Raw genomic sequence first — 25,746 nt, forward strand, 5'->3', positions numbered from 1 at the left:
AAGCATTATGTTACAAACGAATTTTATCCGCGAAAACCGCGAACTGACTATCGCGGGATTGACCAAAAAGCATTTCAAAGATGCGGAGCAAGCGGTAGACCGAATTATCGAGCTGGATGGGAAACGTCGGCAGATCCAGCAGGATCTGGACGATGTGCTGGCCGCGTCCAATAACAAAGCCAAGGAAATCGGCGCATTGATGAAGGCGGGCCAGAAAGCCGAGGCGGAAGCTGCCAAGGCCGATACTGCTGCATTGAAAGAGCGTTCCAAAGCATTGGAAGAAGAGCATAAGGCATTCGAAGAGACGTTGCTGCAAGAGCTGGTGAAGTTGCCAAATCTCCCGCACGAGAGCGTTCCCGAAGGCCGAACCGCCGACGACAATGTGACCGTCCTCGAAGCCGGCACCAAACCCCAATTGCACGAAGGCGCGTTGCCGCATTGGGACCTGATTAAAAAGCTGGGTGGTAGCCAGGCCCCGATCATCGATTTTGAACTCGGTAACAAGATCACCGGCGCGGGCTTCCCGGTCTACAAAGGCAAAGCAGCCCGTTTGCAGCGCGCTATGATCGCATTTTTCCTCAACGAGGCAGGCAATGCAGGGTATACGGAAGTGCAGCCTCCGATTGTAGTGAATGCGGATTCAGGTTTTGCGACAGGACAATTGCCCGATAAGGAAGGCCAGATGTACCACGACGCGCAGGATGATCTTTACCTCATTCCGACCGCCGAAGTGCCTGTTACCAACCTCTACCGCGACGTAATCGTTGCCGAAAGTGAGTTGCCGGTGAAGAATGCCGCATTCACGCCGTGCTTCCGCAGGGAGGCGGGCAGCTGGGGTGCGCACGTACGCGGGCTGAACCGTTTACACCAGTTCGACAAAGTTGAAATCGTGCAGATCAACAAGCCGGAGGATTCCTACAAGGCGCTCGATGAAATGGTAGCGCATGTAAAAAGCCTTTTGGAAAAACTGGAATTGCCTTACCGGATTCTGCGCCTGTGTGGCGGTGATATGGGTTTCACATCCGCATTGACTTACGATTTCGAAGTATGGTCGGCCGGGCAGCAGCGCTGGCTGGAATGCAGTTCTGTTTCAAACTTTGAGACTTATCAGGCCAACCGTTTGAAACTACGCTACAAAAACGCGGACAAGAAAACACAGCTGCTCCACACGCTGAATGGCTCTGCATTGGCATTACCGCGTATCGTAGCTGCATTGCTGGAAAACAACCAACAACCTGACGGAACCGTGAAAGTACCGGCCGTATTGGTGCCATACTGCGGTTTCGACGTGATCGAATAATGCATTTGAATATTCATTAGCGAAAGGCTCTCATTACGATGAGGGCCTTTCTGCGTTTTGAAGCAACGCCGTCACACCGGTTTGGTCCATAATAAGCCTTCCTACTTTTTCGAATGCAGCGCCTGCTTCTATTTTAAATGTGTTCTGGAATTGATTGTCGGTAATGTGGGTACGGAAACAGTGGAAGCTGAGGCTCGGCCGGCCGGTGTAATGCGTGATCAGCTCGTGGAGGTGGGTGGAAACGAGGTAATACGAGCCGTCGAAATTGGCAAAACCATCGAGCACGGTTTTGGAACAATGCAAAGCGTCCTCCTGATTGGTACCGCGAAATAATTCATCCACGATCACAAAGCAATTTTCTCCGTTGCTCAATGCCTCTGAAATTTGTTTGATACGCATCATTTCATTGTAAAAATGGCTGAACCCCTGGTCGAGATCGTCTGACAGGTGAATGGAGGTGAAGAGCCGGTGGATAAATGGCAAATGGAGTGATTTTGCGGGCACTGGCCAGCCCAAATGCGCAAGGTATACCAAGATACCGCAGGTTTTGAGAAACGTCGTCTTACCGCTCGTATTGGCGCCGGTGAGAATGCAAACCGGACGATTGCCAGCCAATGCGAGATCGTTCGCGACCGGGTTTGTGATGAGCGGATGCCAGGCGCCTTCGATGCGGAAGTTTTGGGATTGTGTAGTAAAATCCGGAAATGACAATTGATAGCGTCTGGCTGTTTTGACGATCGCCAGGCAGGCATCGAGCTTGTAAAGTGTATCCAGCATTTGCCGGAATTTGTCCCTGCCGCTGATACGAAAATGGTAATCGAGGTAGAATATCGAGCTGTTTGATAATTCGCCCTCGCTCTTTTCCAAAAATACGGACAACACAGAGGAGAAGATAAACTTCCTGAGCTCAGTGAACTCTGCCGCCAATTCTTCTGGAACAGCGGTATTTGACAGGTTGTTTAATGTCGATTGAACCGCCCGGGCCAGCCGCAGCGTTGCCAGAACGCCACTTTGCACGCGATAATATTCAGCTTTGTTGCGTCTCGAATACCACCAGGTATCAAACCAATGCTTGACAACGTCTTGTGACATCGAATGCGCCACACTTAATGCATAGTAGCTCTCCGCCGCCGCCGCGTAGGCTTTTGCGATATTGACCTGCCATGCAGTTGGCCGGGCCGAAATGGCTTTTAGTAATTTCTGGAAGCCAATAATCCCGGCAAGCGTCCCCTTGGGCCTGGTAATGATGTGTTTGAGGTAATCGGCACCGCCCAGTGTTTCGGTATGGTTGTAGAATGCGAAAATGCTGGCTGTCCGGCTGTTTTCCGGCAGGAGTTGTAGTTCGTGTAGGGTATGCCGGTCGACGGGCAGCATTCGGGCTGTTTTGAGTATGCCCAAATGTAAATACCGATGCCGGTAGCGGTCCGTTAAATAAAGTTAAACTTCGTCCTTTTTGGGAAATGCCAGCCAGATGAAATAGCCGGTTAGCAGCACAATGGCCGTCTGCATCGAGTAGTCGATCAGCAGGTCGGTCGACGCGGCGGTGTCCGAAGGCGTCATGTAGCAAGGCATCCCGAGCCGCCACCAGTACGACGGATGCACGACGCAAAGCAGATTGAATACGAAAAGTATCGTAACCTGTGTTTTGTTCTTCCAGTCAATCACATAGAATACCAGCGGGAGCAGGAAAAGGAAGATATAGTTGCTGTAAGCGCTCTGTTGTACGATCATCATCGTAGCGTAAAGTACGATCCAGACTTTCGAGAGCATTACCCGGAAATCGGCATTTCGGAGGCGCCAGGCAGCCAGGCACGACAGACCTACCGACGCCACGAGGCCTATCCAGTTCCAGAACTTTTCCCCGACACCGATCGAGTTGTAAAACCATGGATTCAGTACCGACTGGAGATTCGGAGCGCGCAATGTTTTGGCCTCATCCAAGGGCTGCATGAATTCCAGTCCGACGAGCGGGTACAATATGCCCAGCGATACGACGCCGATAATCGCAATAGGGATGACAAAGCGGATTTTCTGTTTTTCCAATAAAAACAATGGCACCATGATCAGCAGGAAAATGGCTTTCGTCATCAACAAACCGATGGCGAGAACAATCGCGTACCACTCCACGCGCAATGTGCGCTCACGCAACAGATATGCGAGGATCACGAACAACCACATCCAAACATCCTCCTGCGCGCCTATGATGCATAGCACGAGCGAGCCGGGCAATAGCAGGTAAATGAGCGCCCGGAAGAGGAATGTACCCCGTGTTTGGAATGGCCTGAAAAAGTGATAGGAAGCGAGCAATGCAATGCCGTCCATGGCAGCCATTGTAAGCACGATCATTTTCGGGCTGTACCAGAGTTTTAGCCAAATGCCGAGGAAGTAGGCGTAAAGCGGCGAGTAGGGCGACCAGAAATCGCGGTACACGACTTGCCCCAGCGACGCTTTGCTGCCCTCGTCCCAGAAGCCGTTCACGTCCGAGGTCGGCTCCATATTGGCGACCAGATACACAGCAATAAATGGTACTAACCGCAAGATTACCCAGGCGACGGCCAGCACCGCATTCGCGGATTTCTTTTCGAGCCAGTCGGTTAATGATTCTCTTTTGAAGAGCAATGCGGCGGTAACCAACAATGCGGCAATGCTGATGATGGTTTTGGCAAGGACTATATTCATGCCGTTGCCAGGTTTTGAGCGGGAACAACCTTACGGTATGTTTCACGAAGAACCCACAGGAAACAGAGCACATTCAAGATTTGCAGCACGTACTCGAAAAGGTAGGAAGCATTGGCAAACATGCCCAATGATGTGTACGCGGGTTGTTTGATATACACCCACACAAACGGCTGCACCACCGTGAGCCAGTTCAATGCGAGCAGTACTACCACGTGAGCGGTCTTACGGATATCAATGATTTCGAACAAAACGGCCATCAGGTAGGCGATCACGTATGCACCCATGGCACTGGCCTGGAAGAGCATCATGCACACGAAGCAGGCGATAAAAATGCCCGGTAGTACCTCGCTGATATGCCGGTGCCTTGCTTTGAATGCCATGTAAACAGGAATGAAAACGGTAAACAGCAACCCGAACCAGTTGATCAGCGTCGATTTCTTTTCATCTACATGGAAAACCAGCTCCACAAACGGCCGCAGAACCGAGAATAGGTTCGGCGTCATCAGCTGCTCGGTATGCCGGATCGGCATCAGGAACAGGTCGCCGATTTGCCAGTAGAGGAAACCCACGGCAGGTAAGCCGATCGCCGCCATAACCAGCAGCATTTTGACAGGCTTTTTGACCATTACCAGCAACGCAGGCAGCAAAAAGATGAAGGTTACCTTGATCGTGAGCAAGGTCATTGCATACAACACGCCAATGCCCACCTCGTAGTTGCTCCGGTTTTTAATGGTATACCGCCAGATGAGCAGCGCCGCACCCCAAAACCAGACTTCTTCCTGCCCATCCACGAGTATGTACATGAATGCGGCGGGAAGCATATAGTAAATTGTCGCCAATTGAAGCGCTTTCGGGCTTTTGCTTTTGTAAGTATCGTAAGTGAGCCAGAGAATAGCGGCTTCCATCAGCACCATAAACAGGACGATCGCGCGTGCATTGTGCCAGATCCACACCGGGATGCTGATAATGTAGGCGTAAAGCGGCGCGTGGTACGACCAGAAATCGCGGTACACGAAACCGCCGGCCTTCGCCCCTTCGGCTTTGTAAAAAAAGAAAGGAATATCACCCCGGGGCTCTTCGTTGATAATGAGGAATATGCCGATCCAGGGAATGAGCCGGAAGAGCACAAAGCCTAATGTAAAAATCAGTTTATCGTTTTCCTGCTGCCATTTTGAGAAGAGATCCGAACGGCTGATGGTCCAGATAATTCCGATAGTCAATGCAAGGTTGATGAGCAGCTTAATGTAAAAAACGGTAAGAACGGGCATGTGTAATCTGTCGTGATCCGGCCGCAAACTTAAGACAAGTTTTCTTCAAAACGACCAGCAAAACCCAAAGTTTTAATCGGTTAGGAGATTGTATGCTTGCATACTTTTTTAGTAAATCCTATTTTTGAAAATCTTCATCCTCAAAAACCAATGTCTGCTATGTCAGCTTCCCAACCACTTGCCGGAATGGATTTCAATCTTAGCGAAGAGCACCTGGCCGTGCAGGCGGCCGTGCGTGATTTTGCACAAACTGAGCTGCTTCCGGGCGTAATAGAACGCGATAATGCTCAACATTTCGACCCTGCATTGCTTCGCAAAATGAGCGAATTGGGCCTTTTGGGCATCATGGTGGCGCCCGAGTACGGCGGTGGGGGTATGGACACGCTTGCGTATGCGATAGCCGTGGAGGAAATATCGAAGGTAGATGCATCGGCAGGCGTTATCGTGTCGGTGAACAATTCGCTGGTATGCTGGGGGCTGGAAGAGTATGGTACAGACAAGCAAAAGCAGCAATACCTGACGCCCCTGGCATCGGGCGAGGTGATCGGCGCATTCTGCCTGTCGGAGCCGGAAGCAGGTTCCGACGCCACTTCCCAGCATACGACCGCAATATCGAACGGCGACCATTATTTATTGAACGGTACGAAAAACTGGATCACCAACGGCAATACCTCGTCGGTATGCATCGTAATCGCTCAGACACACCCCGAACTGAGACACAAGGGTATTAATGCATTCATTGTCGAGAAAGGCTGGACCGGCTTTTCAGTTGGGAAAAAGGAGGATAAAATGGGTATAAGGGCCTCTGATACACACACTTTGATGTTTTCGGATGTGAAGGTGCCTACGGAGAACCGGATCGGGGCGGATGGCTTCGGTTTCAGGTTTGCGATGAACGTGCTTAATGGAGGTCGCATTGGCATTGCGGCGCAGGCATTGGGAATAGCCGCCGGTGCATTTGAACTTTCCTTGAAATATTCCAAGGAGCGGAAGACGTTCGGCAAACCCATTGCGGAGCATCAGGCGATCCAGTTCAAATTGTCGGAAATGGCGGTGAAAATCGAGGCCGCTCGGTTACTTGTTTATAAGGCAGCCCGAATGAAAGATGAGGGAAAGGACTATATCCAGGCCGCGGCTATGGCAAAATTGTATGCATCCGAAGTTGCAATGTGGGTGACAACAGAAGCGGTCCAGGTGCACGGGGGCTACGGTTATGTGAAAGAATACCACGTCGAACGCCACATGCGGGATGCCAAAATCACACAGATTTATGAAGGTACCTCCGAAATCCAAAAATTGGTGATCGCCCGGGAGCTTCTTAAATAATTAGTAATTCCCCCAAAAGTCGATTTTATTCTGAATCTTGGATTAAAATAATATCAAAATATCACTTTTTTTCAAATTTTTGTGAAACTATACTTGTATTAGTTTTGTACAATTTATTAGATTTGTACAAAATTTGAATAATCGGTCAAAACGGCCCTTAAATATATCAAGTATGGAAGACTATAATAAGATTATTGAGTCGTTGGGAGTGAAATTTGTGAAGGCCCGTCATATCAGGATTTTACAGCCCATCACAATTAAAAACTTCTATGACGTACAGAACTCCCTGACCATTCTGTACGATGGTGAAGTTTCTTTCGGTTCAGAAGAGTCGCAGAGGGTTGAGGAAGGGGATATGCTCTTTATTCCGGGAGGCAAGCACGCTACCGTAACTTACGGAAACGGTGCCTCAGCCAAGACCGTGTCGAACGAGGAGTTCATGACCAACCGCGACAATTATATCGAAGCAGGCCATGATCCGGCGTTGATCGGAAAGTTGCCCAACTCGTTCGGTCTGATATCTTTCGAAGCGAAAGTGTTTGATACCGTGAACTTCTTCACATCTCTGGACGTGCCTCCGTTCCTGATCAAACGCGACGATCAGATTGCGGCGACGATCAACCAGATTCTGACGGAAGATATGCTCGATACACCAGGAAAAGGCCGTATCATCAAGATCAAAACCGAAGAGGTGGTGATCGAGATCATCCGCTACATCCTGAAAAACAAATTGTTCGTCGAGCAGCTGGTTACCAACAGTACTTATTTCAAAGATCCTCGTCTGATCGACATTTTCGCTTACATTAAAGACAACTTGGGCGGCGACTTGTCGAACAAGGTGCTGGCGAACGTAGCGAACGTTTCAGAGGATTATGTAGGTCAATATTTCAAAATGCTGACCGGTATTAACCCGCAAGACTATATCGAATACCAGCGCATGGAAAAGGCTGTGGATCTGCTCCGCACGTCGAAGAAAAGCATCCGCGCGATCGGTTCCGATGTGGGTTACAAAGACACCGCTTATTTCTGCCGCCGCTTCAAGATGATGTTCGGTATCCCGGCCGGAAAAATGCGCCGTCGCGAATCGCTGATGAATGTTTAGAATGTAATGTTAGACTATAATTGAAAAAGAGAACTGGTTCCGGTTCTCTTTTTTTATGCGCCGATGTTACTGCGCGGGTGTGAGTTGGGCCGTCGTAACCTTCCATTTGCCACCCGAGCGCACGCATATAGTTGTATACGCAACGTTGCCATTGAAGCCATTGTTCTGAATCCTTGCGCTTACATTCCAGAATCCCTGCACAACCGCCACGTCCCCGTAGGTACGCGTGCGCGTGCCTGTGAGCATGCCGGAGTCGATAACAATGTAACCTTGCCCGACTGCCTGCTGCAACGCGCGTCCGTCAATATTTTGGCCATTGAAACTGGTGACTGTAAAATCATTTGAAATGAGGTTGCCTACGGTCGTCGCGTCTTCGTCGAGCAACGCCTTGAAAAACAAATTGGAGCAATCTGTGCCGTCGGTGGGCAGGGGCGTATTGTCCTGAGCAACGGCAGGCAGGACGGCGAGCACCAGGAGTATGGTCAGGAGTTGTTTCATATTCTCGTGTTGTGTGGCTAGATTCGCCTCTGTTTTTGAATGAACGAATGAGTACAATGAAAGTATCTATAAAAATCCTTCTTACCGCGCTGATCGGCATTATTGCTGCCTGTTCGAGCGCTCCCGATAAATTGGGCAATCTAGACCTTAAAAAGTGGCGTGGCGACCGTGGAGGCTGCAACGATGTCCGTAAAGGCCTGGAAGGCGATTTTAAGAGCGCCGAAAAAGAATTGAAAGGGAAGTTTGCCGACACGATCGGGGAGCTATTGGGCAGGCCGGATATCCATCAGCTCGGCGAGCGTAATACCAAGTTCTACGTCTATTACCTCGAAAAAGGCCCGCAATGCGAGAACATGCAAGCCAAGTCGAATGCGCGGAAGGTGCTCCTGAAATTCAATGCAGTGGGCTTGCTCTCGGAGATTACTTACCAGGACAGGCCGCTTTGATCAGAGCCGAGTTGGTTATCACAAATAAAACTTCTTGATTTTAATAAGTTGCTCCACCGGCTCCGGCACCATATACCGGATCGATTGCCCCTTTTTAATGCACGCGCGCAGGAATGTGGCGGAAATATCCAACAGTGGGGCCTCCACGAATTTTACATTCGGATGGTTACCGAATACGTGTGCTTTGGAGTTGGGCCGTGGGTAAACGTATAGCCCTGTATATTCAAGAATCTTCTCGTAGTTCTTCCAGTTCGGGAATTGCGCCAGGTTATCTTCTCCCATGATCAGCTTGAACTGATGCTGCGGAAATTTCTCCTGCAAGCGCACGAGCGTATCGATCGTGTAGCTCGGCTTGGGCATGTGGAACTCGATGTCGTTGGCCCTGAGCGACGTATTATCCGAAATCGCACGCTGCACGAGGTCGAAACGGTCGAATTCGTGCAGGAGGCTGTTGTTTTTCTTGAATGGATTTTGCGGGCTCACGATAAACCAGACCTGTTCGAGGTCGGTGGTGGTGGCCATGGTGTTGGCAATGATCAGATGACCGACGTGAATAGGATTGAACGATCCGAAAAACAGGCCGATCTTCATGGGCAATAAGTTTTAGGATTGAACGAATGCCTGAACGAGTTCTTCCGCTTTGGCAAGCGCTTCGTCCAGTTCGTCGTTGACAAGTACCACGTCGAACTCGTGCTCGAAACTCTGTTCGTAACGCACTTTTGCCAGGCGGGTGGCAAGCGTTTCGGGCGTTTCGGTACCGCGGCGCGACAGGCGGCGTTTGATTTCTTCGTCGGAGGTAACCTTTACGAATACAGCGAGTGCAGCGTCGCCATATGCTTCTTTCAGTTTCAAACCTCCTTTCACGTCCACATCGAAGAGGACATGTTTGCCTTCATCCCAAAGGCGTTGTATTTCAGCTTTGAGCGTGCCGTAGTAATTACCGGCGTAAACTTCCTCCCATTCCGCAAACTGCTGATCCGCGATTTTCTGACGAAAATCCTGTAAGGTGAGGAAGTAGTAATCTTTGCCGTCCACCTCGTGCTCGCGACGTGTGCGCGTGCAGGCCGAGACTGAAAATGCCAGTTGCTGTGTGTATTTATTTAAAAGATGCCTTACAATGGTGGTCTTTCCGGATCCGGAAGGGGCAGAAAATATGATAAGCTTACCTTTCACTCGAACAGATTAACTGTTAATTTTTGAAATAATCGTATTGAGAATGCTCTCCGGGCAAGGCTTCTTGACAATCTTGTTGTTGAGGGAATCCTTGATGCACTTTTCCAGTCGGTATGATTCGATACAAGGGATGCATTTGTCCATGTTTTCGCGGAAGTGGTCCTTCTCTGCTTCGCTCGCCTCGTCATCCAGGATCGCCTGAATGATTTTCATACACTCAGCATGATGCTCGCAGGTATGCTTCATTTGTTTTTGCGCAACTTCTGTTACAGAAGGCGTCGTGGAAGATGCATTCATTAGTTAAAATGAAAAAAGAATAATGGAATATATGTACAGTTGTACCCTATAACCGAAGAGGTTGCAAAAAAAGTTTCACAACCTATGAATCATATCCCATTGAGCTCGCGTAGCTTCTGAGTTTTTCTTTCAGGAGGTTCCGCGCGCGGTGCAATCTGGACCTCACCGTTCCGATGGGAATGTCCAGGATTTTGGCCATCTCCTCGTAGGTGAAACCTTCGATATCGCAGAGAATGATGACCGTTCTGAAGTCGACAGGCAGGGCGTTGAGTGCGTTTGCAACTTCATCGCCGATCAGTTCCTGTACAGCGTCAGCACGGAGATCTACGGTATAAGTGGTATCGGATGCTTCCTCGGAATTATAGGTCGTTTCAACTTCCTGATAATCAACTTTGGAAGGTTCTTTACTTTTTTTACGGTAGTCGTTGATGAAGCTGTTTTTGAGGATCCTGAAAAGCCAGGCTTTTGCGTTGGTACCCTGCTCGAAAGAAGATATAAAACGGAACGCCTTCAGATATGTGTCTTGAACCAGGTCGTTTGCATCGTCTTCGTCCATAGTGAGGCGGAAGGCGAAGTTGTACATGGAGTCAATGTGTGGCATGAACTCGCGGTTAAATACTTCATAACGAAGATCATCCGTGTATTCATTAGTCGTGAGCGTTTCTGACATGGCAACTAACATAGGAATGCTGAATTTACAAAGATTAATAACAGCTCCAATTCGTACAAATTAAAATTTGATAAATGGCTGATTGGAGCCCCTTAACTGCCCTAATTTCACGATAAAATTAAAAAGAGATGGGTTTAACCTGTTTCCCCAGCGGTGTCGCCTCCTACCGTTAATTCAATGTCAATACATCAAATTCCGAGCCAAAAAGGCGGCTCCGCCAAAATGTCATGCTAGCGTTTGGAGAAGAGTTCCAGCAAGATGATGAGAATAGTCGTAAATAATGTGCTGGCACCGATGCGGATCAGCGTGTAAAGGATCATTCCAAAGTTGTTCATCTCCATCAGGAACAGCATCGAATGGTGGATTAAAATCAGCGGGAAAATGTACGAGACAAATGCCCCGAGCCCCTGCGCACGTATGCCCACCTCCGCGCGCTCGGCCCCGCGCGACTTCATCTGGTAATGGATCAGGAAAGGCCTGAGGTAGGCGATCAGCACCGTGGCAGCCGCATGCATGCCGAATGTATTCGAGAAAACATCCACCACAAAGCCTATTGCGAAGGCTACCAGCAACGTATACATCCGGTCCATGTCTGCGGGCAGCAGTAGAATGGCCGCAATGTAAATGAAGCAGAACGCGTAGTTGAACAGCACGATATTCCGCATAAAGAAGATCTGCAAAAACAGGTAAAGCAGGATCATCAGGGAATATTGTATCGCCTCGCGTAAGCTCATTTTTTCAGTTCTATTGTTCTTGATTTAAGGTTTTCCTGTTCTACAAGTTGGTGATTTTGTACCACATACACGTATGACAGGTTCCGGAAGTCGGTTGCGAGCCGCAGGGTAATATTATAAAAAGTCTGGTTGGGGTTTACCGCTACGTGTTCCACTTTTCCGACCATGATGTTGGGCGGGAAGACCGAGTTCTGGTCGGAGGTAACCGCCGAATCGCCCTTATAGACTTTCGTATATTTCGACACGTCGATCATATCGATCAGGTTAGGATCTTTCCCGTCCCATTTGGCATACCCGATTTCCTTGCTGCGCACGAGTTTGGACGATACCATGAAGTTCGAATGCAGGATCGACGTGATTACTGAATAATGCTCCGAACAGAACCGCACCTTACCGACCACACCCGTCGCCGAAATGACGCCCATACCCGGCTTGATACCATGTGCGGTACCCTTGTCGATCGTGATGACATTGTTCGCCTTGTTGGTTTCATTGTCTACGACCTTGGCAACAGTGTAGGTAAACCTTGCCGCGAATGCCGAATCGGGCACGTAGCCTGCGGGCAACTGACCTGAATTCGTTTGGCTCAGCTTTGCTACCAGCGCGTGCAAATGCGCATTCTCGCTCGCGAGGTCGGCATTAATCTCGTCGAGCTTGGTATAATCGCGTACCGAGTTCGAAAACGCGAGCGTTTTGGCCACGTAGTAATTCGACGTATTGAAATAGGTAGCTCCCCAGTAGGTGTTGTTGCGCACGATCAGCCATACACTGAGCACTTCCAGCAACACAAAAACCAAAAAGAAACGATTCCGGACAACGAAATCAACGAGTTGGAGCATGGGTTAAAATGTTCACGCGCAGTTCATCGGCCGGCGCACAATGCGCAAAAATAGAAATTTTTTCGGACGCTGAGCGTCGCGCGCTGCGCGGGTTGACGAACTGTGAGCGCTCCGATCCTACGAAATCAGTACAGGCTTGTATAGTTCGAGGTTTTTGAGGACTTCCCCGGTGCCTTTTACAACGGCCTTCAACGGATCGTCGGCGATGTGAACGGGCAGCTTGGTTTTCTGGGCGATACGTCTGTCGAGGCCGTGGATCAACGCCCCGCCGCCTGTGAGGTAAATACCGTTTTTGAAAATATCCGCAGAAAGCTCGGGAGGAGAGATTTCGAGGGCTTTCATCACACCCTCTTCAATTTTGGAGATCGATTTATCGAGAGAATACGCGATTTCGCTGTAAGTGACACGGATTTCCTTTGGAATACCTGTCATAAGGTCACGGCCGCGGATCTGGTAATCGTCCAATGGTACTTCGAGTTCCGGCGATGCCGAACCGATCGCCATTTTGATCAGTTCCGCAGAACGCTCACCGATCAGCAGGTTATGTTCACGGCGCATGTAATCGACGATATCACGCGTGAAAACGTCGCCCGCAATGCGTACCGACTGCTCGCACACGATACCCGACAATGCGATTACCGCGATTTCGGTAGTACCGCCGCCGATATCGACGATCATCACCCCGTTGGGCTGTGTAATATCGATACCGATACCGATTGCAGCAGCAATGGGTTCGTGCACCATATATACTTCCTTCGCGCCTGCATGCTCGCAGGAATCTTTTACTGCACGTTTTTCAACCTCGGTGATTCCCGAAGGAATACAAACTACCATGCGGTGGGAAGGAGTGAAGAAACGGCTACCGGTGTCGATCATTTTGATCATCCCCCGTATCATCATTTCAGCTGCCGTAAAGTCGGCAATCACCCCGTCTTTCAAGGGACGGATGGTTTTTATATTCTCGTTGGTTTTTTCATGCATTTGCATTGCTGTGTGCCCGATCGCCAGCACTTTGCCCGTGGTTTTATCCATGGCAATGATCGACGGCTCATCAACAACAACTGTATCTTTATGGATGATCAAAGTATTTGCAGTACCCAAATCGATCGCTATATCGCTCGTCAAAAAATCAAACAATCCCATATATATTTTTAAAAACTTTTGCCCACTTTGATTTCAGGATGGCAAAATTACAGATTATTAACCACAAACAAAGGCATTTAAAAAATTTCGGTATGCGGTATCCGAAGGGTGTAAAACTAGTTGCCAAGGCATTCCCAAACGGCCTCCCCGGGGGGTTCTAATGGCTCCCCAACGGCTTTCCGGGAAGCGCTAAATCATGGAATTTGTAAATCCTGCGTACATTTGTTTTCACTATGGGAATCAGATCAATTTTGAGCAGGCCACTGGCCCGTTACATTATCAGGCAGCAACAGGAATGGATCGCGCGAAGTGTTGAGGTTCAGGAAAAGTGGAGAGCGGAACTCGTAAAGAAAGCGGTCGGAACGCAGTTTGGCAAAGACCATTTCTTCAAAGACATTCATAGCTACGCCGACTTCAAGCAGGCCGTTCCGGTGAACGATTATGAAGACCTGAAACCTTATGTCGAGAAAATAAAATCAGGGGAAAGTGATATTTTATGGCCGGGTAAGCCGCTGTATTTTGCAAAGACTTCCGGAACGACCTCGGGCACTAAATACATCCCGATTTCGAAAGACTCGATCTCCAACCACATCGATTCGGCGCGTAATGCCATTTTGACGTATGTTAATGAGACGCAAAAGGCTGATTTTCTGGACAATAAACTGATTTTCTTATCAGGCAGCCCGATACTGACAGACACCGGCGGGGTACTGACAGGCCGCCTGTCAGGGATTTCCAACCACCATGTACCGTCGTACCTGCGCTCGAACCAGCTTCCGAGCTACGAAACCAACTGCATTGAGGATTGGGAAACCAAGCTTGACAAGATTATCGACGAAACGCTCGGCCAGCGGATGTCGCTCATTTCAGGTATTCCGCCTTGGGTGCAAATGTATTTCGACCGCATTATCGAGCGCACCGGTAAGAAGATCAAGGACGTTTTTCCCGATTTCTCCCTTTTTATATATGGTGGTGTAAATTTCGAGCCTTACCGTGCCAAATTGTTCGAATCCATTGGTAAACGCATCGACTCAATTGAACTCTATCCTGCTTCGGAAGGGTTTCTGGCCTACCAGGATAAGCAAAATGAAGAGGGATTGCTTCTTTTGCTCGATACCGGTATTTTCTTCGAATTCATTCCGGTTGAAAACTACTTTGATGAAAACCCGCGCCGGTTATCGATCGGTGAGGTGGAAGTTGGCAAGAATTATGCAGTGATTGTTAATAATAATGCGGGGTTGTGGGGCTATTCACTCGGCGATACCGTCAAGTTTGTCTCGACTGATCCTTATAAAGTATTGGTAACCGGGCGAATCAAACATTTTATCTCGGCATTCGGTGAGCACGTAATTGGTGAAGAAATTGAGAAGGCCTTGAAATACGCATTGGAAAGGCATCCTGAAACCGAAGTAGTGGAACTAACTGTCGCGCCGATGGTAAATTCCGAGGATGGTGGCCTTCCTTATCACGAATGGCTGGTGGAATTTGCCACCCGACCGCACGATATGGAACAATTTGCGAACGACCTCGACCGCCGGTTGATAGAACTCAACATTTACTATAAGGACCTGATTGCCGGCAGTATCCTCCGCCGACTGGAACTTGTACCATTGCGTAAGAACTCCTTCATCGATTACATGAGGGCCAATGGCAAGCTCGGTGGCCAGAACAAGGTTCCGCGCCTTTCCAACGACCGCAAAATCGCCGACGAACTGACGCGGCTGAACCATAATTGACCCGAACCTAAACCGCGAGCAAGCAATGAAAAAAAGAGTAGCTATTTTAGGTTCGACCGGCTCTATCGGCACTCAGGCCCTCGAAGTGATCGCGGCCAACCCGGAAATATTCTCGGTTTCAGTTCTTACAGCCGGAAACAATGCGGACCTGCTCATCGAGCAAGCCGTAAAATTCAAGCCGGAAGAGGTCGTCATTTGCAACGAACAGCATTATGAAAGGGTAAAAGCCGCCCTTTATCCATTCAGTATCAAAGTTTACAGAAGCGCATCCGCATTGGTTTCGGTAGTCGAATCGGATCATGTGGATGTGGTGCTTACCGCGATGGTCGGGTATGCAGGCCTTCTGCCGACCATTCATGCGATCAAAGCCGGGAAAGACATCGCATTAGCTAACAAGGAAACGCTCGTAGTGGCCGGGGAGCTGATCACGGCTTTGGCAAAACGGCATAATGTCAGCATATACCCCGTCGATTCGGAGCATTCGGCAATTTTCCAATGCCTTGCGGGAGAAGCGGAGAATGCGATCGAGAAAATCATACTAACCGCATCAGGCGGCCCGTTTCGTGGCAAAGACCGGGAATTTCTTGCGCATGTAACGAAAGCACAGGCGCTCAAACACCCGAATTGGAGCATGGGGGCGAAGATCACGATCGACTCCGCGACGTTGATGAACAAAGGCCTCGAAGTGATCGAAGCCAAATGGCTATTTGATTTGAATGCTTCACAAATAGATGTGATCGTTCATCCGCAGAGCATCGTGCATTCGCTGGTGCAGTTCGAAGACGGGAGTATCAAAGCGCAAATGGGTCTGCCGGACATGAAATTGCCCATTCAGTATGCGTTGTATTACCCGCAGCGTTTGAAATCGGACTTTCCGCGTTTCAATTTCATGGATTACCCGTCACTTACTTTCGAAAAGCCCGACCTGGAAACTTTCCGTAATCTGGCCATCGCCTATGAAGCGCTGGAAAAGGGCGGAAATGCGGCTTGTATCGTCAATGCAGCCAATGAAATTGCCGTTGACGCATTCCTGCACGATAAGATTGGTTTTCTGGATATTTCGGACGTTATTGTCGAAAGCCTTGCCAAAACCGCGTTCATCGGGAATCCTTCCATCGAGGATTACGTTCAGACGAACGAGGCGACAAGGCGTTTTGCTTCTGAAATGATACAGGTAAAAGTGTAAATGAAAACCACCTTTCTAAAATACTTGTCCGTTGCGCTTGCCAGTACATTGAAATTCTTCGGAGGGCCGATTGCGGGGGTTGTGCTTAAACTTACCTGGATAGAAACCGCGCTTTGCTCGGCGGTAGGGATGATGTTCTCGGTGTTCGTGCTCACATACGTGGGCGGGGCAATCCGAAACCTGATTCAGAAATACCGGAAGTCTCCACCCAAAAAATTCACGAAAACCAACCGCATCGCCGTCAACATCTGGCGTAAATTCGGGATCGTAGGCATTGCATTTCTTACGCCGCCATTGTTCACGCCGCTGTTCGGGCCTATTCTGGCAGTCGCCTTCCGCGTGCCGAAGGCTTCGATATTTATGTGGATGTCCGCGAGTGCGCTCGTGTGGGGGCTCGCGATCTCCTACATTGCCCACAAAATGACGTTTATCCAGGAATGGATCAAGTAGGCCGCCGGCTAGGTGCGACCGGCCAGGTGCGACCGGCCAGGTGCATTACCTGCTGACTTCCTTCTTCGGCGCGACGGTTTTCTTCATGAAGTCGCCTTGTGAGAAGTACTTTTCGATGAGGCAGTACATCAATATAAAGAAGTACCGACTTCCCATTTCCTTGATTTTCAACTTCGATTCGCCGTATTTCCGGTTGGTCCAGCTATTGGGCACCACGGCGTAGTTGTAGCCGCGTACCATGGCTTTTAATGGAAGTTCAATAGTTAGATTGAAGTGAGGTGCGAGAAATGGCTTGATACCTTCGATCGTTTCACGCTTGTAGAGCTTGAATGCATTGGTGGTATCGTTGTATTTAATGCCCATAACCATGCGTACGATGGCGTTCGCCACGCGGTTGATGACCTTTTTCAATGCAGGGTAATCGATCACCTTCCCGCCTTTTTCCCAGCGCGAGCCGAAAACGCAGTCGTAGTCGCCTTCCAGCATTTTGTAATAAAACTTCACGAGGTCTTCGGGATCATCAGACATATCGGCCATGAAAACGGCCACGCAATCCCCCTTGAAGCGCTCCAAACCATAACGTACGGCATAACCAAAGCCGTTCGGCCCAGGATTGGTGTAATAAACCAGCGTAGGGATTTGAAGCGAAAGTTCGTCCAGCACGCGCAATGTCCCGTCCTTCGAATTGTCGTTGGTGACGCAGATTTCGTGGGGGATATTGTACTTATTTAATGTATTGTGTAAAGATACGAGCGTGTGTGTGATCGATTCTTCTTCGTTATATGCTGGTATTACGACGCTTAGCTTCATAAATGTGATAGGTGTTAAACAGTACAAATTAAAGATTATTAATTCGAACTGCCAATTTTTTCAAGGCCGGCAAGGAGCTCGTCGTAGCGATGTACGGTCCTGGTAACGGTCGCATCATAACGTCCATCGAGCCATTTGCCCACATTACGGAACATCTCCTTTCTGTTTTGTAAAAATCTGAAATTCGTGTGAGCGTGTACATTGCTCAGCCCCGCGCTATGCTTGCGGTAAACACCCATCACATCGCTGAGGTAACCGATTTTGCCTTTGGCGGCCAGCTGGAACATGATCGCCCAGTCGCCCGCAGCCGCTTTGGCGTGCCATTCGGCGAAATCTTCGGTAAGGAAATGGTTACGGTAAACCCAACTTGCGGTGGCCATAAACCATTTGTCTTCGAGCAAATCTTCTATCGTGGAAACCGCTTTCTGATCGGGTGCATTGAAGAAATGGGAGGGAGACCCATCTTCGTAAATGACTTCCATATTGTGATGGCAAACTGCGAAATCGGGGTTGTGGTCCAGAAAATCGACCTGTTTTTGCAGTTTGAACGGATCGGTCCAGTAGTCGTCGCCTTCGCACATGGCTACATACTCGCCCTTGCAGGCTTTCAGGAGTTGCAGCACATTGTTTCTCCCGGCGAATTCGCGCGGCTCTTTCGGGCCCTGGTTTTCAGAATGCAAAAAAGCCCGGATCGTTCCCCGCGTGGATACGCCAGGCTTCTTTGCGGAATATTCACGAATAATATCCGGCGTCGCATCCGTTGACGCATCATCCCCGATTACTATTTCAAAGTCGAAGCTGGTCTGCTGCATTAACGCGCCATCCAGCATCTGACCGATGTATTGCTCGTGGTTGTACGTCGGGACGCAAACGGAAAGTTTCATTCGGAATTTCAGCTAAAAACCTCTTTCAGCTGCTCTACCGTTGGGAAATTCGGTGTGACGAGCTCTGTTTCGGGTTTGTAAATGTATGCCATCGGGTAGCCGCGCTCGATGAATGTCGGTTCGTCGAGGTTGTTGTAACGCAGCTGCACCGACCAGCGGATGTTGTTCGTAATGTTGTTGCCCGACTGGTGGATCAGAAACGCCGAGAAGATGAGGATGTCACCGACTTTGAATTCCGTCTGAACAAAATCTTCATCCTTTAATTCAACAGTAATGCCTCCCTGATAGCCCGAAGTAGTCGAAGCCTGCAAGCCGATCTTGTGACTGCCCGGGATTACCTGCAATGCGCCGATATCCGCTCCCGCATCGACCATCGGGAACCAGATTACCGCGCTGTCGAGCGAGCCCTGGCCCGTGCGCCAGTCCTGGTGCGCGTCGAGTTTCCAGTGCTTGCTGCCGCCTTTCGACAAAAAGCGGCTGTTGAACTGCATAGCAGCACGTGCGCCGATGATCGGGGCCGAAAGGCCTACTTCTTTTAAAAGGTTTTCGATCACCGGGTCCACACCGAGGCGGTGAAGCGGGAATGAATGCTGAACGGTTTTCCCGGTGCTTACAAATCCGTCGAAATCTTTTTCGAAGAACTCGAACATCGCATTTTCGAAGGTATCGCGGTCGTCGATATCGACGGTTTTGCCCGTTACGCGCTTGATCTGCGTCGCAAAAATCTTGCGGGCGTCGGTATATATAGCATTAATGATGTCCTTGTCGAGCTGGTTTCTCAAAAGGACATAACCATCGCGGTTGAACTGCTCCTGAAGTGTACTCATTGTGCGATCACGTTTGTGACATTTAATGGTGATTTCTTCAAAATTATCTCGCCATTGTTGCTGAGACTATGACCCGTCTCAGTTTAATTCAGAATATTAATCTTCCCAAACTGCATAACCAAAACCCGCCGCACCGAATCCGTTACCATTATAAAGCAGGTAACGCTTTCCATTGTGCTGGTAGAAATTGGCATAATCGATCATTTCGTAGTCGAAATCTTCCGGATTGTCGGACTTCGCGATGCCTACCAAATGGTCTTTGCGCTCCCAGTTCGTACCGTCGGCCGATTCTGCGTAGCCCAGGCGGTAGCTCTGGTTGCGGTCGGTGCGGTAGTCGCGGGAGTGGCGGTAGGAATAATACATTTTGTAAATACCATCTTCCTTAAAAACGCTCGGGCGGCCTACTGCGTGCAGGAAATCGTCGAAATCCAATGTCGGAATGTCGCTGATTTCCCATCGGATACCGTCTTTCGAAGTCGCCGATTGCGCACGGTAATACGGCTCGGGGTAATCGTGGATCATCTCGCATTTGTGGCCCGAAATGTACCACATGCGCCAGGTACCGTCATCGTCGATCAATACCGAAGGCTGCGCGGCCCAGAGCGGGTTTTCGATGCTGCGGTCCATAATGGGGCCGCGGAACATCTTTTTGAACGTCAAACCGCCGTCGTGGCTCACTGAAAGGCCCATGGAAAGCCGGTAGGAGTTCCAGGTGCGGTTCCAGCCGGTGTAATAGAGCCAGATGTCGCCGTTGGGACGGTTCACAAACCAGGCTGGCATAGCACCGGTTTCGTCGTATTCACCCGGGCCGCCCAGTTCGAGCACGGGCTTGTCGTGTATGTAAAGGATCTTTTGGGGATCGTCGTAATCTACATCGATAAATGTAGGCCGCGATTGCGTGCTGTTATCTCTCGTCGAGAAATAGATCCTCAGAAAGTCCTTGTGTTTATAGGCAAATGGCACCTGCGCATGACTCTGACTGTGCGCCAGACTGCCGTCAGGTTTGTAAATAACTCCTTTTTTAACCCACATTGGAACGTTGAATTTTGGTATTGAAAATGGCGTAATGCTTAGTCGACTGCTTTTTCAGCACGCAGGCGCCAGTTATCAACGAAATCTTTGCCCGGGATCGGCAGATCGATATCCACTTTCGGAGCCTTCGCCGTTACGCGGTATTCCATTACATAAAATGCATTTCCGAACACATAATGCAGCTTGAAGTTCTCGATATTGGCCGGAACATCTTCCAATGGCACCTCGGCACGGAACAGCGGGTTCGCTTTCAGCAAAGTAGCGTAAGTAGGGGTGTTCCGCAGCCATGGGGCCACGCTTTCATCACCTACCACCACTTTTCCACCCGGTTTCACCACCCGGGTCAGCTCGTCGAATGCGCGCTTGCGCTCCGAGAAGGTATTAATGCCGCCGAAATGGAACACGGCGTCGAAAGTATCGTCCGGGAAAGGCAGGTAAGAGCCGTTGCCGAGGAAGTAATGCACGTTCAGATCGTCGGTAACGAGTTTCTCCTGCGCAAGTTTCAGCATGTTAGGCGAAAGGTCCGACAATACGGCCGTTCCACCGGGTCTTACTTTATCGAGAATCAATGCAGAGTCCTTACCGGTTCCGGCACCTACTTCAAGGGCTTTCATTCCGGGTTTCAGCTCCATCAGATCAATAAAAAAGCGGCGGGTAGCAGCTTCGTCGGAATGGTTCAGGGTTTCAAAAACCCAGGAAACGCCTTTGTCATAGCGAAGGAAAGCCTGGTCGTACAAGTATTGTTCGCGGGCATCTTCGGGCAGCAATTCTTTGGGATATAGCATGTTAACAATACCGGTGTCACCCACTTCATAGACAGTACCGTCTTCGCTCTTGAGTGATTTGCCGTCTTCGGCTATTGTTAAAGGGGTTCCTGTGCGTGGACAAACCAATGATTCTAAAAACTCCTGTTGATTCATTTTTGCGTGTCTGATTGATTCATATCTGGTCAAAATTACCTTTTTTCTTTGGAACACCAGCCAATGCGCGGCGGCTTCTTAGCAAATGGGCAATGTGTTTCTCTTTGCAAGGCAACGTTCTAACGCCATTTTTTTATTGTTACCTTTGAATGTTTTGTAAAGACAACCCGTAGTACTTCAATATCATGTCCCAGCTTCAGGAAAAAATCAAAGCGCTTGCCAAAGATCAGTCGGAAGACATTATTGCCCATCGCCATCATCTGCATAGTAACCCCGAGTTATCATTCGAAGAGTTCAAAACGGCTAAATACGTTGCATCCGAACTTACAGCGATTGGCCTGCAACCGGAAGAAGGCATTGCTGGAACCGGCGTCGTGGCGATCATCGAAGGGCGTAACCCAGGCAAGAAAATCGTAGGCCTGCGTGCCGATATGGACGCATTACCGATCCTCGAAGCGAACGATGTTCCTTATAAATCGATTGTTCCGGGCGTGATGCACGCATGCGGGCATGATGTGCACACGTCGTCGCTCCTGGGCACGGCGCGTATCCTGCACGCATTGCGCGAGGAGTTTGAAGGGACCATCAAGCTGGTATTCCAGCCTGCCGAGGAAAAAGCGCCGGGCGGAGCTTCATTGATGATCAAGGAAGGCGTTCTGGAAAACCCGCGCCCTGCGAGCATGGTAGGCCAGCACGTGGCACCGAATATTCCGGTAGGTAAAATCGGTTTCCGCGAAGGAATGTATATGGCCAGTACCGATGAGTTGTATCTGACGGTAAAAGGCAAAGGCGGCCATGCGGCGGCACCGCACCAACTGGTTGACCCTGTGTTGATGGCATCGCACATTATCGTGGCATTGCAGCAGATCATCAGCCGCAACCGCAACCCGGCGAACCCTTCTGTACTCTCATTCGGCCGGTTCATTGCGGATGGTGTTACGAATGTGATTCCAAACGAAGTGACCATTCAGGGAACCTGGCGTTGCATGGATGAGGAATGGCGTGAGGATGGCCTTCGGAGAATGAAGAAAATGGCCGAAAACATCGCCGAAGCAATGGGCGGAAGCTGTGAATTTGAGATCGTGAAAGGGTATCCGTTCCTGAAAAACCACCCCGAACTCACGCGCCGCACGAGAACGGCCGCCGTGGGCTATATGGGAGCCGAAAACGTGATCGACCTCGACCTTTGGATGGCCGGCGAAGATTTCGCATTCTACTCACAAGTCGTGGATTCGTGCTTCTACCGCCTCGGAACGCGCAATGAGGCACGCGGAATTATTTCCGGCGTGCACACACCTACATTCGATATCGACGAAAGCGCCCTCGAAATTTCGACCGGCCTTATGAGTTGGCTGGCAATTTCTGAGCTGAATGCTTAGGAATATACCTTTTGAAATAACTATTGATTTTCAAAGTGATCACACCAAAGATGGCTTCCTTGAAAATGCCTTTTGACATTTTTGAGGCGCCTTTGGTGCGGTCGGTGAAGATGATGGGCACCTCGGTAATGCTGAAACCGTATTTCCACGAATTGAATTTCATCTCGATCTGGAATGCGTAGCCGATGAAACGGATATTGTCGAGATTGATCGTATTCAGCACTTTGGCAGTGTAGCAAATGAAGCCGGCCGTAGGGTCCATGATCGGCATCCCGGTGATCGTTCTTACATAATAACCTGCGAAATAGGACATCAGCACGCGGTTAATAGGCCAGTTGACCACGTTTACACCCGTAATATACCGCGAACCTACCGCAACGTCGTGCCCTTCAATCGCACACGCATTATACAGGCGGACCAGGTCCTCGGGCGGATGCGAGAAGTCGGCATCCATTTCAAAAATGTAGTTGTATCCTTTTTCAAGCGCCCATTTGAAGCCGTGGATGTAAGCCGTACCCAGGCCCAGTTTCCCCTTTCTTTCTACCAGGTAAAGGCTTGAAAACTCCTTCATTAACTCCTTGACAACCCCTGCGGTGCCGTCCGGCGACCCGTCGTCTATGATCAACAGATCAAACGGATGGTTCAGGCTAAAAACCCTCCGGATGATGGCTTCAACATTTTCAAGTTCGTTGTAGGTTGGGATAACTACAATGCAATCGTTCACAGAAATTGTCCAGTTTAGAAGTTAAATGCGTAGTATAGAGCGCAATACAAAAAAAATCAGAGCTTAATATTATTACTTTTCTCCCGATCCTCAATTTTCTTGTTCACTTTTTCGTAAATGGTCGTCATTCGCTCGGGATGGCTCATATAATAAGAGTAGCTTTCCCGGTATGCCGTTGTATCTACCTGATGTTTTTTCCAGATATCACTTTTCAAACGGTTGAAAATCATGAGCGACGAATCGAGCGATTTCAGCTGCAAGCGGTTCACACGTGATTCGGCCAGGTGGATGTCGGTCAGGATTGTGGCCATTTTTTCCTCGGATAATGTTCCTTTGGGTGGTTTTTCTTCCTCCGAGCAGGCTGCAAACAGCAGCATAAATAACGCCAGAAGGCTTATACCGGTCGTGAATTTCATCGCAGGGCGTAGCTTACTATCAAAATACCTATCTTTGTTTTAGGTACACCAGACGACAAAGGTGGTAATTTTTTTGCAAAACTTATGTTCGAGCAGTTTCTGGGAAAGTTAAGGAAGTATGAAATCCGGATGCGGAAAGCGGTGACCAGCGAGCGTCACGGCAATTTCCATTCGGTCTTCAAAGGGTCCGGCCTGGAATTCGACGACCTGCGCTTGTACCAGTATGGCGACGACGTGCGGGCCATCGACTGGAACACTTCTGCGAAAGGTCACGGTACATTTGTCAAGATTTTCAAAGAGGATAAGGAGCAGACGGCGTTCTTCATGCTCGACGTGAGCGCGTCGCAGCAGGTAGGGGAAATCAAAAAGCTCAAAATCGATATTGCGAAGGAAATATGCGGGGTGCTGACGCTTTCCGCGATCCAGGAGGCGAGCCGGGTGGGTTTGCTCTGTTTCTCCGACCGGAATGAGCGCTACATCCGCCCGTCCGACGGCATGAAACACGGTTACGGGCTCATTTCGGAGCTTTACAAGCTCGTCCCGGAATCGACCAAAACCAATATTGCCGAGGCTATTCTGGTCGCGTTGAATGTGCTGCGCCGCCGTTGCCTGATATTCCTGATCTCCGATTTTATCGACAACAACTACCAGCATAACCTCAAAGCGCTCGCCCGCAAGCACGATCTGATCGTGATCCATTTGTACGATTCGAGGGAGGTAAACCTGCCCGGGCTGGGCATTATCCCGCTTTACGACGCGGAGAAGAAGACTACCGTGTGGGTCAACACGTCGTCAAAGCAGTACCGCAAGGAAATGGCTAACCGCTTTGGCAAACGAAGCGCCGAACTCCAACGGCTGTGCCACCAGAATCGCGCCGACTATATTTCCATCAATACCCAGGAGGATTATGTGCCGGCGCTTATCCATTTGTTTAAGGTGAGGCGTTATACCAAAAGTACGGCACCATCCAATGGCTAGGGTTTTTCAGGTAATCTTTTCGGTAATCATCTGTTTTTTGACCTGTTTTTCAGGCATTGCAAGGGATGCGCGCAAAGAGCGTGTGAAGCCCAAAGGCATTTTCCTGAATGATAGCGTGGAAGTCGGAAAGCCGGTCTACTTCTCCCTGAGCCTGCGCCACAGTGCCGACTCCGAGATTTTCTTTCCAGACAGCACATTCGACTTCTCGCCTTTTGAACTGGTATCCCAAAGAACCTTCGTTTCCAGCACCGACAGCCGCGGGACGCTCGACAGCGCTGTTTACCACCTCATTTCTTTCGACGTATCCAAAGTGCAAAAGCTCAGGTTGCCTGTTTTTGTATTCCAAAAGAAAGATTGCACAGCCGTATTCACGACACCCGACTCGGTTTTTCTCATCAAAAGCAACAATATCGACCTCCGCAAAAAACCGATATTAAAGGAAGAAACCCAGCTGGTAGCACTGAGCCGTGAATTCAACTTCTCCATGCTGATCGGTTCCGTCGCGTTGATTATCGGCGTAGTGGGAAGCATTTATTGGGTTTTTGGTCGTGATATTTATAAACAATGGCAATTGCTCAAATTGCAGCGTCGACACCTGGAATATGTGCGGTCGTTCAACCGGCTCATGCGCAGCGCGCGCGAGAAGAATAACATCAAGGATGCCGAAAAGGCGATTATCATTTGGAAAAATTACCTTGAAAGGTTGGAGAAAAAGCCATTCGCTACTTACACCACACGTGAAATCATCGACAATATGCCCGATGACGCATTGGCCGACGCATTGAAAAACATGGACAGTATTGTGTACGGGCAAGGCCGGTCGGCGAATATGGAGACCTACCTGGAAGTGCTCAAAACCGGTGCTACGCGATTGTACAGGGCCAAAAGAAAGTTTGTACTCGACAGCCCCGTCGTTTAACCCGATCATT

At 49.5% G+C, this 25,746-nt stretch carries 28 protein-coding genes; 10 read left to right on the forward strand and 18 right to left on the reverse strand.

Annotated features, from left to right (window positions below; translation table 11 throughout):
* The first annotated feature begins 7 nt into the window (after positions 1 to 7).
* Complete coding sequence (gene serS, locus ACTJJJ_RS29920) at positions 8 to 1,300, forward strand: serine--tRNA ligase (RefSeq protein WP_188939221.1); 1,293 nt, start codon at positions 8 to 10, stop codon at positions 1,298 to 1,300.
* Between the two features lie 33 nt (positions 1,301 to 1,333).
* On the opposite strand, the gene ACTJJJ_RS29925 is transcribed toward serS, so the two are convergent.
* The 3 genes from ACTJJJ_RS29925 to ACTJJJ_RS29935 all read right to left on the reverse strand — a co-directional run bounded on the left by ACTJJJ_RS29925 (position 1,334) and on the right by ACTJJJ_RS29935 (position 5,247).
* Positions 1,334 to 2,674 (reverse strand): MutS-related protein, encoded by a 1,341-nt coding sequence (locus ACTJJJ_RS29925; RefSeq protein WP_440703740.1) that lies wholly within the window; start codon positions 2,672 to 2,674, stop codon positions 1,334 to 1,336.
* Between the two features lie 63 nt (positions 2,675 to 2,737).
* On the reverse strand, positions 2,738 to 3,979 hold the full coding sequence (locus ACTJJJ_RS29930; RefSeq protein WP_440703741.1) for a hypothetical protein: 1,242 nt from the start codon (positions 3,977 to 3,979) through the stop codon (positions 2,738 to 2,740).
* Positions 3,976 to 5,247, reverse strand: coding sequence for a hypothetical protein (locus tag ACTJJJ_RS29935; RefSeq protein WP_188939218.1), 1,272 nt, complete (start codon positions 5,245 to 5,247; stop codon positions 3,976 to 3,978). Before ACTJJJ_RS29935 ends, ACTJJJ_RS29930 begins: the two co-directional genes overlap by 4 nt.
* A gap of 186 nt (positions 5,248 to 5,433) precedes the next feature.
* Between ACTJJJ_RS29935 and ACTJJJ_RS29940 the strand changes: the two genes are divergently transcribed.
* Both ACTJJJ_RS29940 and ACTJJJ_RS29945 read left to right on the forward strand, forming a co-directional pair.
* Positions 5,434 to 6,573 (forward strand): acyl-CoA dehydrogenase, encoded by a 1,140-nt coding sequence (locus ACTJJJ_RS29940; RefSeq protein ID WP_440703842.1) that lies wholly within the window; start codon positions 5,434 to 5,436, stop codon positions 6,571 to 6,573.
* Positions 6,574 to 6,745: 172 nt separating this feature from the next.
* The gene (locus ACTJJJ_RS29945; protein ID WP_188939217.1) at positions 6,746 to 7,675 is read left to right on the forward strand and encodes a helix-turn-helix domain-containing protein; all 930 of its coding nucleotides are present in this window, start codon (positions 6,746 to 6,748) and stop codon (positions 7,673 to 7,675) included.
* A 66-nt stretch (positions 7,676 to 7,741) separates the two neighbouring features.
* On the opposite strand, the gene ACTJJJ_RS29950 is transcribed toward ACTJJJ_RS29945, so the two are convergent.
* On the reverse strand, positions 7,742 to 8,173 hold the full coding sequence (locus tag ACTJJJ_RS29950) for a nuclear transport factor 2 family protein (RefSeq protein ID WP_440703742.1): 432 nt from the start codon (positions 8,171 to 8,173) through the stop codon (positions 7,742 to 7,744).
* A 56-nt stretch (positions 8,174 to 8,229) separates the two neighbouring features.
* Between ACTJJJ_RS29950 and ACTJJJ_RS29955 the strand changes: the two genes are divergently transcribed.
* A complete protein-coding gene (locus ACTJJJ_RS29955; RefSeq protein ID WP_440703743.1) occupies positions 8,230 to 8,619 on the forward strand; it encodes a hypothetical protein in 390 nt (129 codons plus the stop codon).
* An 18-nt stretch (positions 8,620 to 8,637) separates the two neighbouring features.
* On the opposite strand, the gene nadD is transcribed toward ACTJJJ_RS29955, so the two are convergent.
* The 7 genes from nadD to ACTJJJ_RS29990 all read right to left on the reverse strand — a co-directional run bounded on the left by nadD (position 8,638) and on the right by ACTJJJ_RS29990 (position 13,475).
* Positions 8,638 to 9,210: a nicotinate (nicotinamide) nucleotide adenylyltransferase gene (gene nadD / locus ACTJJJ_RS29960; protein ID WP_188939214.1), complete on the reverse strand. Its 573-nt coding sequence runs from the start codon at positions 9,208 to 9,210 to the stop codon at positions 8,638 to 8,640.
* Between the two features lie 12 nt (positions 9,211 to 9,222).
* A complete protein-coding gene (gmk, locus tag ACTJJJ_RS29965) occupies positions 9,223 to 9,792 on the reverse strand; it encodes a guanylate kinase (protein ID WP_426292440.1) in 570 nt (189 codons plus the stop codon).
* Between the two features lie 9 nt (positions 9,793 to 9,801).
* Positions 9,802 to 10,089, reverse strand: coding sequence for a phosphohydrolase (locus ACTJJJ_RS29970; RefSeq protein WP_229223373.1), 288 nt, complete (start codon positions 10,087 to 10,089; stop codon positions 9,802 to 9,804).
* An 82-nt stretch (positions 10,090 to 10,171) separates the two neighbouring features.
* Positions 10,172 to 10,771: a sigma-70 family RNA polymerase sigma factor gene (locus ACTJJJ_RS29975; protein ID WP_015813277.1), complete on the reverse strand. Its 600-nt coding sequence runs from the start codon at positions 10,769 to 10,771 to the stop codon at positions 10,172 to 10,174.
* A 218-nt stretch (positions 10,772 to 10,989) separates the two neighbouring features.
* Positions 10,990 to 11,493, reverse strand: coding sequence for a hypothetical protein (locus tag ACTJJJ_RS29980; protein WP_188939212.1), 504 nt, complete (start codon positions 11,491 to 11,493; stop codon positions 10,990 to 10,992).
* Positions 11,490 to 12,332 carry a rod shape-determining protein MreC gene (gene mreC, locus ACTJJJ_RS29985; protein ID WP_188939211.1) on the reverse strand — a complete coding sequence of 281 codons (843 nt, stop codon included), beginning with the start codon at positions 12,330 to 12,332 and terminating at the stop codon, positions 11,490 to 11,492. The genes ACTJJJ_RS29980 and mreC overlap by 4 nt, the downstream gene beginning before the upstream one ends.
* A gap of 117 nt (positions 12,333 to 12,449) precedes the next feature.
* Positions 12,450 to 13,475: a rod shape-determining protein gene (locus ACTJJJ_RS29990; protein WP_015813280.1), complete on the reverse strand. Its 1,026-nt coding sequence runs from the start codon at positions 13,473 to 13,475 to the stop codon at positions 12,450 to 12,452.
* Positions 13,476 to 13,708: 233 nt separating this feature from the next.
* Here ACTJJJ_RS29990 and ACTJJJ_RS29995 point away from each other — a divergent pair, with 233 nt between their 5' ends.
* Genes ACTJJJ_RS29995 through ACTJJJ_RS30005 form a run of 3 tightly spaced genes read left to right on the forward strand, consistent with a single transcriptional unit; the run spans position 13,709 to position 16,847 of the window.
* Entirely contained in the window at positions 13,709 to 15,211 is a 1,503-nt protein-coding gene (locus tag ACTJJJ_RS29995; RefSeq protein ID WP_440703744.1) for a GH3 auxin-responsive promoter family protein, read from the forward strand.
* 25 nt (positions 15,212 to 15,236) lie between these two features.
* Positions 15,237 to 16,397 carry a 1-deoxy-D-xylulose-5-phosphate reductoisomerase gene (locus ACTJJJ_RS30000; protein ID WP_440703745.1) on the forward strand — a complete coding sequence of 387 codons (1,161 nt, stop codon included), beginning with the start codon at positions 15,237 to 15,239 and terminating at the stop codon, positions 16,395 to 16,397.
* Positions 16,398 to 16,847 carry a hypothetical protein gene (locus ACTJJJ_RS30005; protein WP_188939208.1) on the forward strand — a complete coding sequence of 150 codons (450 nt, stop codon included), beginning with the start codon at positions 16,398 to 16,400 and terminating at the stop codon, positions 16,845 to 16,847. It begins immediately after the preceding gene.
* Between the two features lie 45 nt (positions 16,848 to 16,892).
* On the opposite strand, the gene ACTJJJ_RS30010 is transcribed toward ACTJJJ_RS30005, so the two are convergent.
* From ACTJJJ_RS30010 to ACTJJJ_RS30030, 5 genes are all read right to left on the reverse strand, one after another.
* Positions 16,893 to 17,657: a glycosyltransferase family 2 protein gene (locus tag ACTJJJ_RS30010; RefSeq protein ID WP_188939207.1), complete on the reverse strand. Its 765-nt coding sequence runs from the start codon at positions 17,655 to 17,657 to the stop codon at positions 16,893 to 16,895.
* 38 nt (positions 17,658 to 17,695) lie between these two features.
* Positions 17,696 to 18,541, reverse strand: coding sequence for a glycosyltransferase family 2 protein (locus tag ACTJJJ_RS30015; RefSeq protein ID WP_440703746.1), 846 nt, complete (start codon positions 18,539 to 18,541; stop codon positions 17,696 to 17,698).
* Positions 18,542 to 18,549: 8 nt separating this feature from the next.
* The gene (locus ACTJJJ_RS30020) at positions 18,550 to 19,368 is read right to left on the reverse strand and encodes a phytanoyl-CoA dioxygenase family protein (protein WP_188939205.1); all 819 of its coding nucleotides are present in this window, start codon (positions 19,366 to 19,368) and stop codon (positions 18,550 to 18,552) included.
* A gap of 96 nt (positions 19,369 to 19,464) precedes the next feature.
* Entirely contained in the window at positions 19,465 to 20,400 is a 936-nt protein-coding gene (locus ACTJJJ_RS30025; protein WP_188939204.1) for a hypothetical protein, read from the reverse strand.
* Positions 20,401 to 20,438: 38 nt separating this feature from the next.
* Positions 20,439 to 21,320, reverse strand: a complete 882-nt coding sequence (locus ACTJJJ_RS30030; RefSeq protein ID WP_440703747.1) for a class I SAM-dependent methyltransferase — start codon at positions 21,318 to 21,320, stop codon at positions 20,439 to 20,441.
* Positions 21,321 to 21,505: 185 nt separating this feature from the next.
* Between ACTJJJ_RS30030 and ACTJJJ_RS30035 the strand changes: the two genes are divergently transcribed.
* Positions 21,506 to 22,699 (forward strand): M20 metallopeptidase family protein, encoded by a 1,194-nt coding sequence (locus ACTJJJ_RS30035; RefSeq protein ID WP_440703748.1) that lies wholly within the window; start codon positions 21,506 to 21,508, stop codon positions 22,697 to 22,699.
* On the opposite strand, the gene ACTJJJ_RS30040 is transcribed toward ACTJJJ_RS30035, so the two are convergent.
* Positions 22,662 to 23,423 (reverse strand): polyprenol monophosphomannose synthase, encoded by a 762-nt coding sequence (locus tag ACTJJJ_RS30040; protein ID WP_440703749.1) that lies wholly within the window; start codon positions 23,421 to 23,423, stop codon positions 22,662 to 22,664. The two genes, ACTJJJ_RS30035 and ACTJJJ_RS30040, sit on opposite strands and share 38 nt — an antisense overlap.
* Positions 23,424 to 23,479: 56 nt before the next feature.
* Positions 23,480 to 23,839 carry a DUF4296 domain-containing protein gene (locus tag ACTJJJ_RS30045; protein ID WP_188939200.1) on the reverse strand — a complete coding sequence of 120 codons (360 nt, stop codon included), beginning with the start codon at positions 23,837 to 23,839 and terminating at the stop codon, positions 23,480 to 23,482.
* A gap of 84 nt (positions 23,840 to 23,923) precedes the next feature.
* Here ACTJJJ_RS30045 and ACTJJJ_RS30050 point away from each other — a divergent pair, with 84 nt between their 5' ends.
* Positions 23,924 to 24,817, forward strand: a complete 894-nt coding sequence (locus ACTJJJ_RS30050) for a DUF58 domain-containing protein (RefSeq protein WP_188939199.1) — start codon at positions 23,924 to 23,926, stop codon at positions 24,815 to 24,817.
* Entirely contained in the window at positions 24,810 to 25,736 is a 927-nt protein-coding gene (locus ACTJJJ_RS30055; RefSeq protein ID WP_440703750.1) for a hypothetical protein, read from the forward strand. Before ACTJJJ_RS30050 ends, ACTJJJ_RS30055 begins: the two co-directional genes overlap by 8 nt.
* Positions 25,737 to 25,746 lie beyond the last annotated feature (10 nt).

The organism is Dyadobacter sp. 22481 (assembly GCF_052044875.1).
GTDB lineage: Bacteria > Bacteroidota > Bacteroidia > Cytophagales > Spirosomataceae > Dyadobacter > Dyadobacter endophyticus.

Excerpts from the sequence above, each read along its gene's own strand:
- mreC (WP_188939211.1), bottom strand. The coding sequence starts at position 12,332 with ATGCTCCAACTCGTTGATTTCGTTGTCCGGAATCGTTTCTTTTTGGTT.
- ACTJJJ_RS29945 (WP_188939217.1), top strand. The coding sequence starts at position 6,746 with ATGGAAGACTATAATAAGATTATTGAGTCGTTGGGAGTGAAATTTGTG.
- ACTJJJ_RS30055 (WP_440703750.1), top strand. The coding sequence starts at position 24,810 with ATGGCTAGGGTTTTTCAGGTAATCTTTTCGGTAATCATCTGTTTTTTG.
- ACTJJJ_RS30005 (WP_188939208.1), top strand. The coding sequence starts at position 16,398 with ATGAAAACCACCTTTCTAAAATACTTGTCCGTTGCGCTTGCCAGTACA.
- ACTJJJ_RS30045 (WP_188939200.1), bottom strand. The coding sequence starts at position 23,839 with ATGAAATTCACGACCGGTATAAGCCTTCTGGCGTTATTTATGCTGCTG.
- ACTJJJ_RS30015 (WP_440703746.1), bottom strand. The coding sequence starts at position 18,541 with ATGAAACTTTCCGTTTGCGTCCCGACGTACAACCACGAGCAATACATC.
- ACTJJJ_RS29940 (WP_440703842.1), top strand. The coding sequence starts at position 5,434 with ATGGATTTCAATCTTAGCGAAGAGCACCTGGCCGTGCAGGCGGCCGTG.
- serS (WP_188939221.1), top strand. The coding sequence starts at position 8 with ATGTTACAAACGAATTTTATCCGCGAAAACCGCGAACTGACTATCGCG.
- ACTJJJ_RS29975 (WP_015813277.1), bottom strand. The coding sequence starts at position 10,771 with ATGTTAGTTGCCATGTCAGAAACGCTCACGACTAATGAATACACGGAT.
- ACTJJJ_RS29930 (WP_440703741.1), bottom strand. The coding sequence starts at position 3,979 with ATGAATATAGTCCTTGCCAAAACCATCATCAGCATTGCCGCATTGTTG.
- ACTJJJ_RS30025 (WP_188939204.1), bottom strand. The coding sequence starts at position 20,400 with ATGTGGGTTAAAAAAGGAGTTATTTACAAACCTGACGGCAGTCTGGCG.
- ACTJJJ_RS29955 (WP_440703743.1), top strand. The coding sequence starts at position 8,230 with ATGAAAGTATCTATAAAAATCCTTCTTACCGCGCTGATCGGCATTATT.
- ACTJJJ_RS30035 (WP_440703748.1), top strand. The coding sequence starts at position 21,506 with ATGTCCCAGCTTCAGGAAAAAATCAAAGCGCTTGCCAAAGATCAGTCG.
- ACTJJJ_RS30030 (WP_440703747.1), bottom strand. The coding sequence starts at position 21,320 with ATGAATCAACAGGAGTTTTTAGAATCATTGGTTTGTCCACGCACAGGA.
- ACTJJJ_RS29925 (WP_440703740.1), bottom strand. The coding sequence starts at position 2,674 with ATGCTGCCCGTCGACCGGCATACCCTACACGAACTACAACTCCTGCCG.
- ACTJJJ_RS30020 (WP_188939205.1), bottom strand. The coding sequence starts at position 19,368 with ATGAGTACACTTCAGGAGCAGTTCAACCGCGATGGTTATGTCCTTTTG.
- ACTJJJ_RS29995 (WP_440703744.1), top strand. The coding sequence starts at position 13,709 with ATGGGAATCAGATCAATTTTGAGCAGGCCACTGGCCCGTTACATTATC.
- nadD (WP_188939214.1), bottom strand. The coding sequence starts at position 9,210 with ATGAAGATCGGCCTGTTTTTCGGATCGTTCAATCCTATTCACGTCGGT.
- ACTJJJ_RS30010 (WP_188939207.1), bottom strand. The coding sequence starts at position 17,657 with ATGAAGCTAAGCGTCGTAATACCAGCATATAACGAAGAAGAATCGATC.
- ACTJJJ_RS29970 (WP_229223373.1), bottom strand. The coding sequence starts at position 10,089 with ATGAATGCATCTTCCACGACGCCTTCTGTAACAGAAGTTGCGCAAAAA.
- ACTJJJ_RS29990 (WP_015813280.1), bottom strand. The coding sequence starts at position 13,475 with ATGGGATTGTTTGATTTTTTGACGAGCGATATAGCGATCGATTTGGGT.
- ACTJJJ_RS29935 (WP_188939218.1), bottom strand. The coding sequence starts at position 5,247 with ATGCCCGTTCTTACCGTTTTTTACATTAAGCTGCTCATCAACCTTGCA.
- ACTJJJ_RS29980 (WP_188939212.1), bottom strand. The coding sequence starts at position 11,493 with ATGAGCTTACGCGAGGCGATACAATATTCCCTGATGATCCTGCTTTAC.
- ACTJJJ_RS30000 (WP_440703745.1), top strand. The coding sequence starts at position 15,237 with ATGAAAAAAAGAGTAGCTATTTTAGGTTCGACCGGCTCTATCGGCACT.
- ACTJJJ_RS30050 (WP_188939199.1), top strand. The coding sequence starts at position 23,924 with ATGTTCGAGCAGTTTCTGGGAAAGTTAAGGAAGTATGAAATCCGGATG.
- ACTJJJ_RS29950 (WP_440703742.1), bottom strand. The coding sequence starts at position 8,173 with ATGAAACAACTCCTGACCATACTCCTGGTGCTCGCCGTCCTGCCTGCC.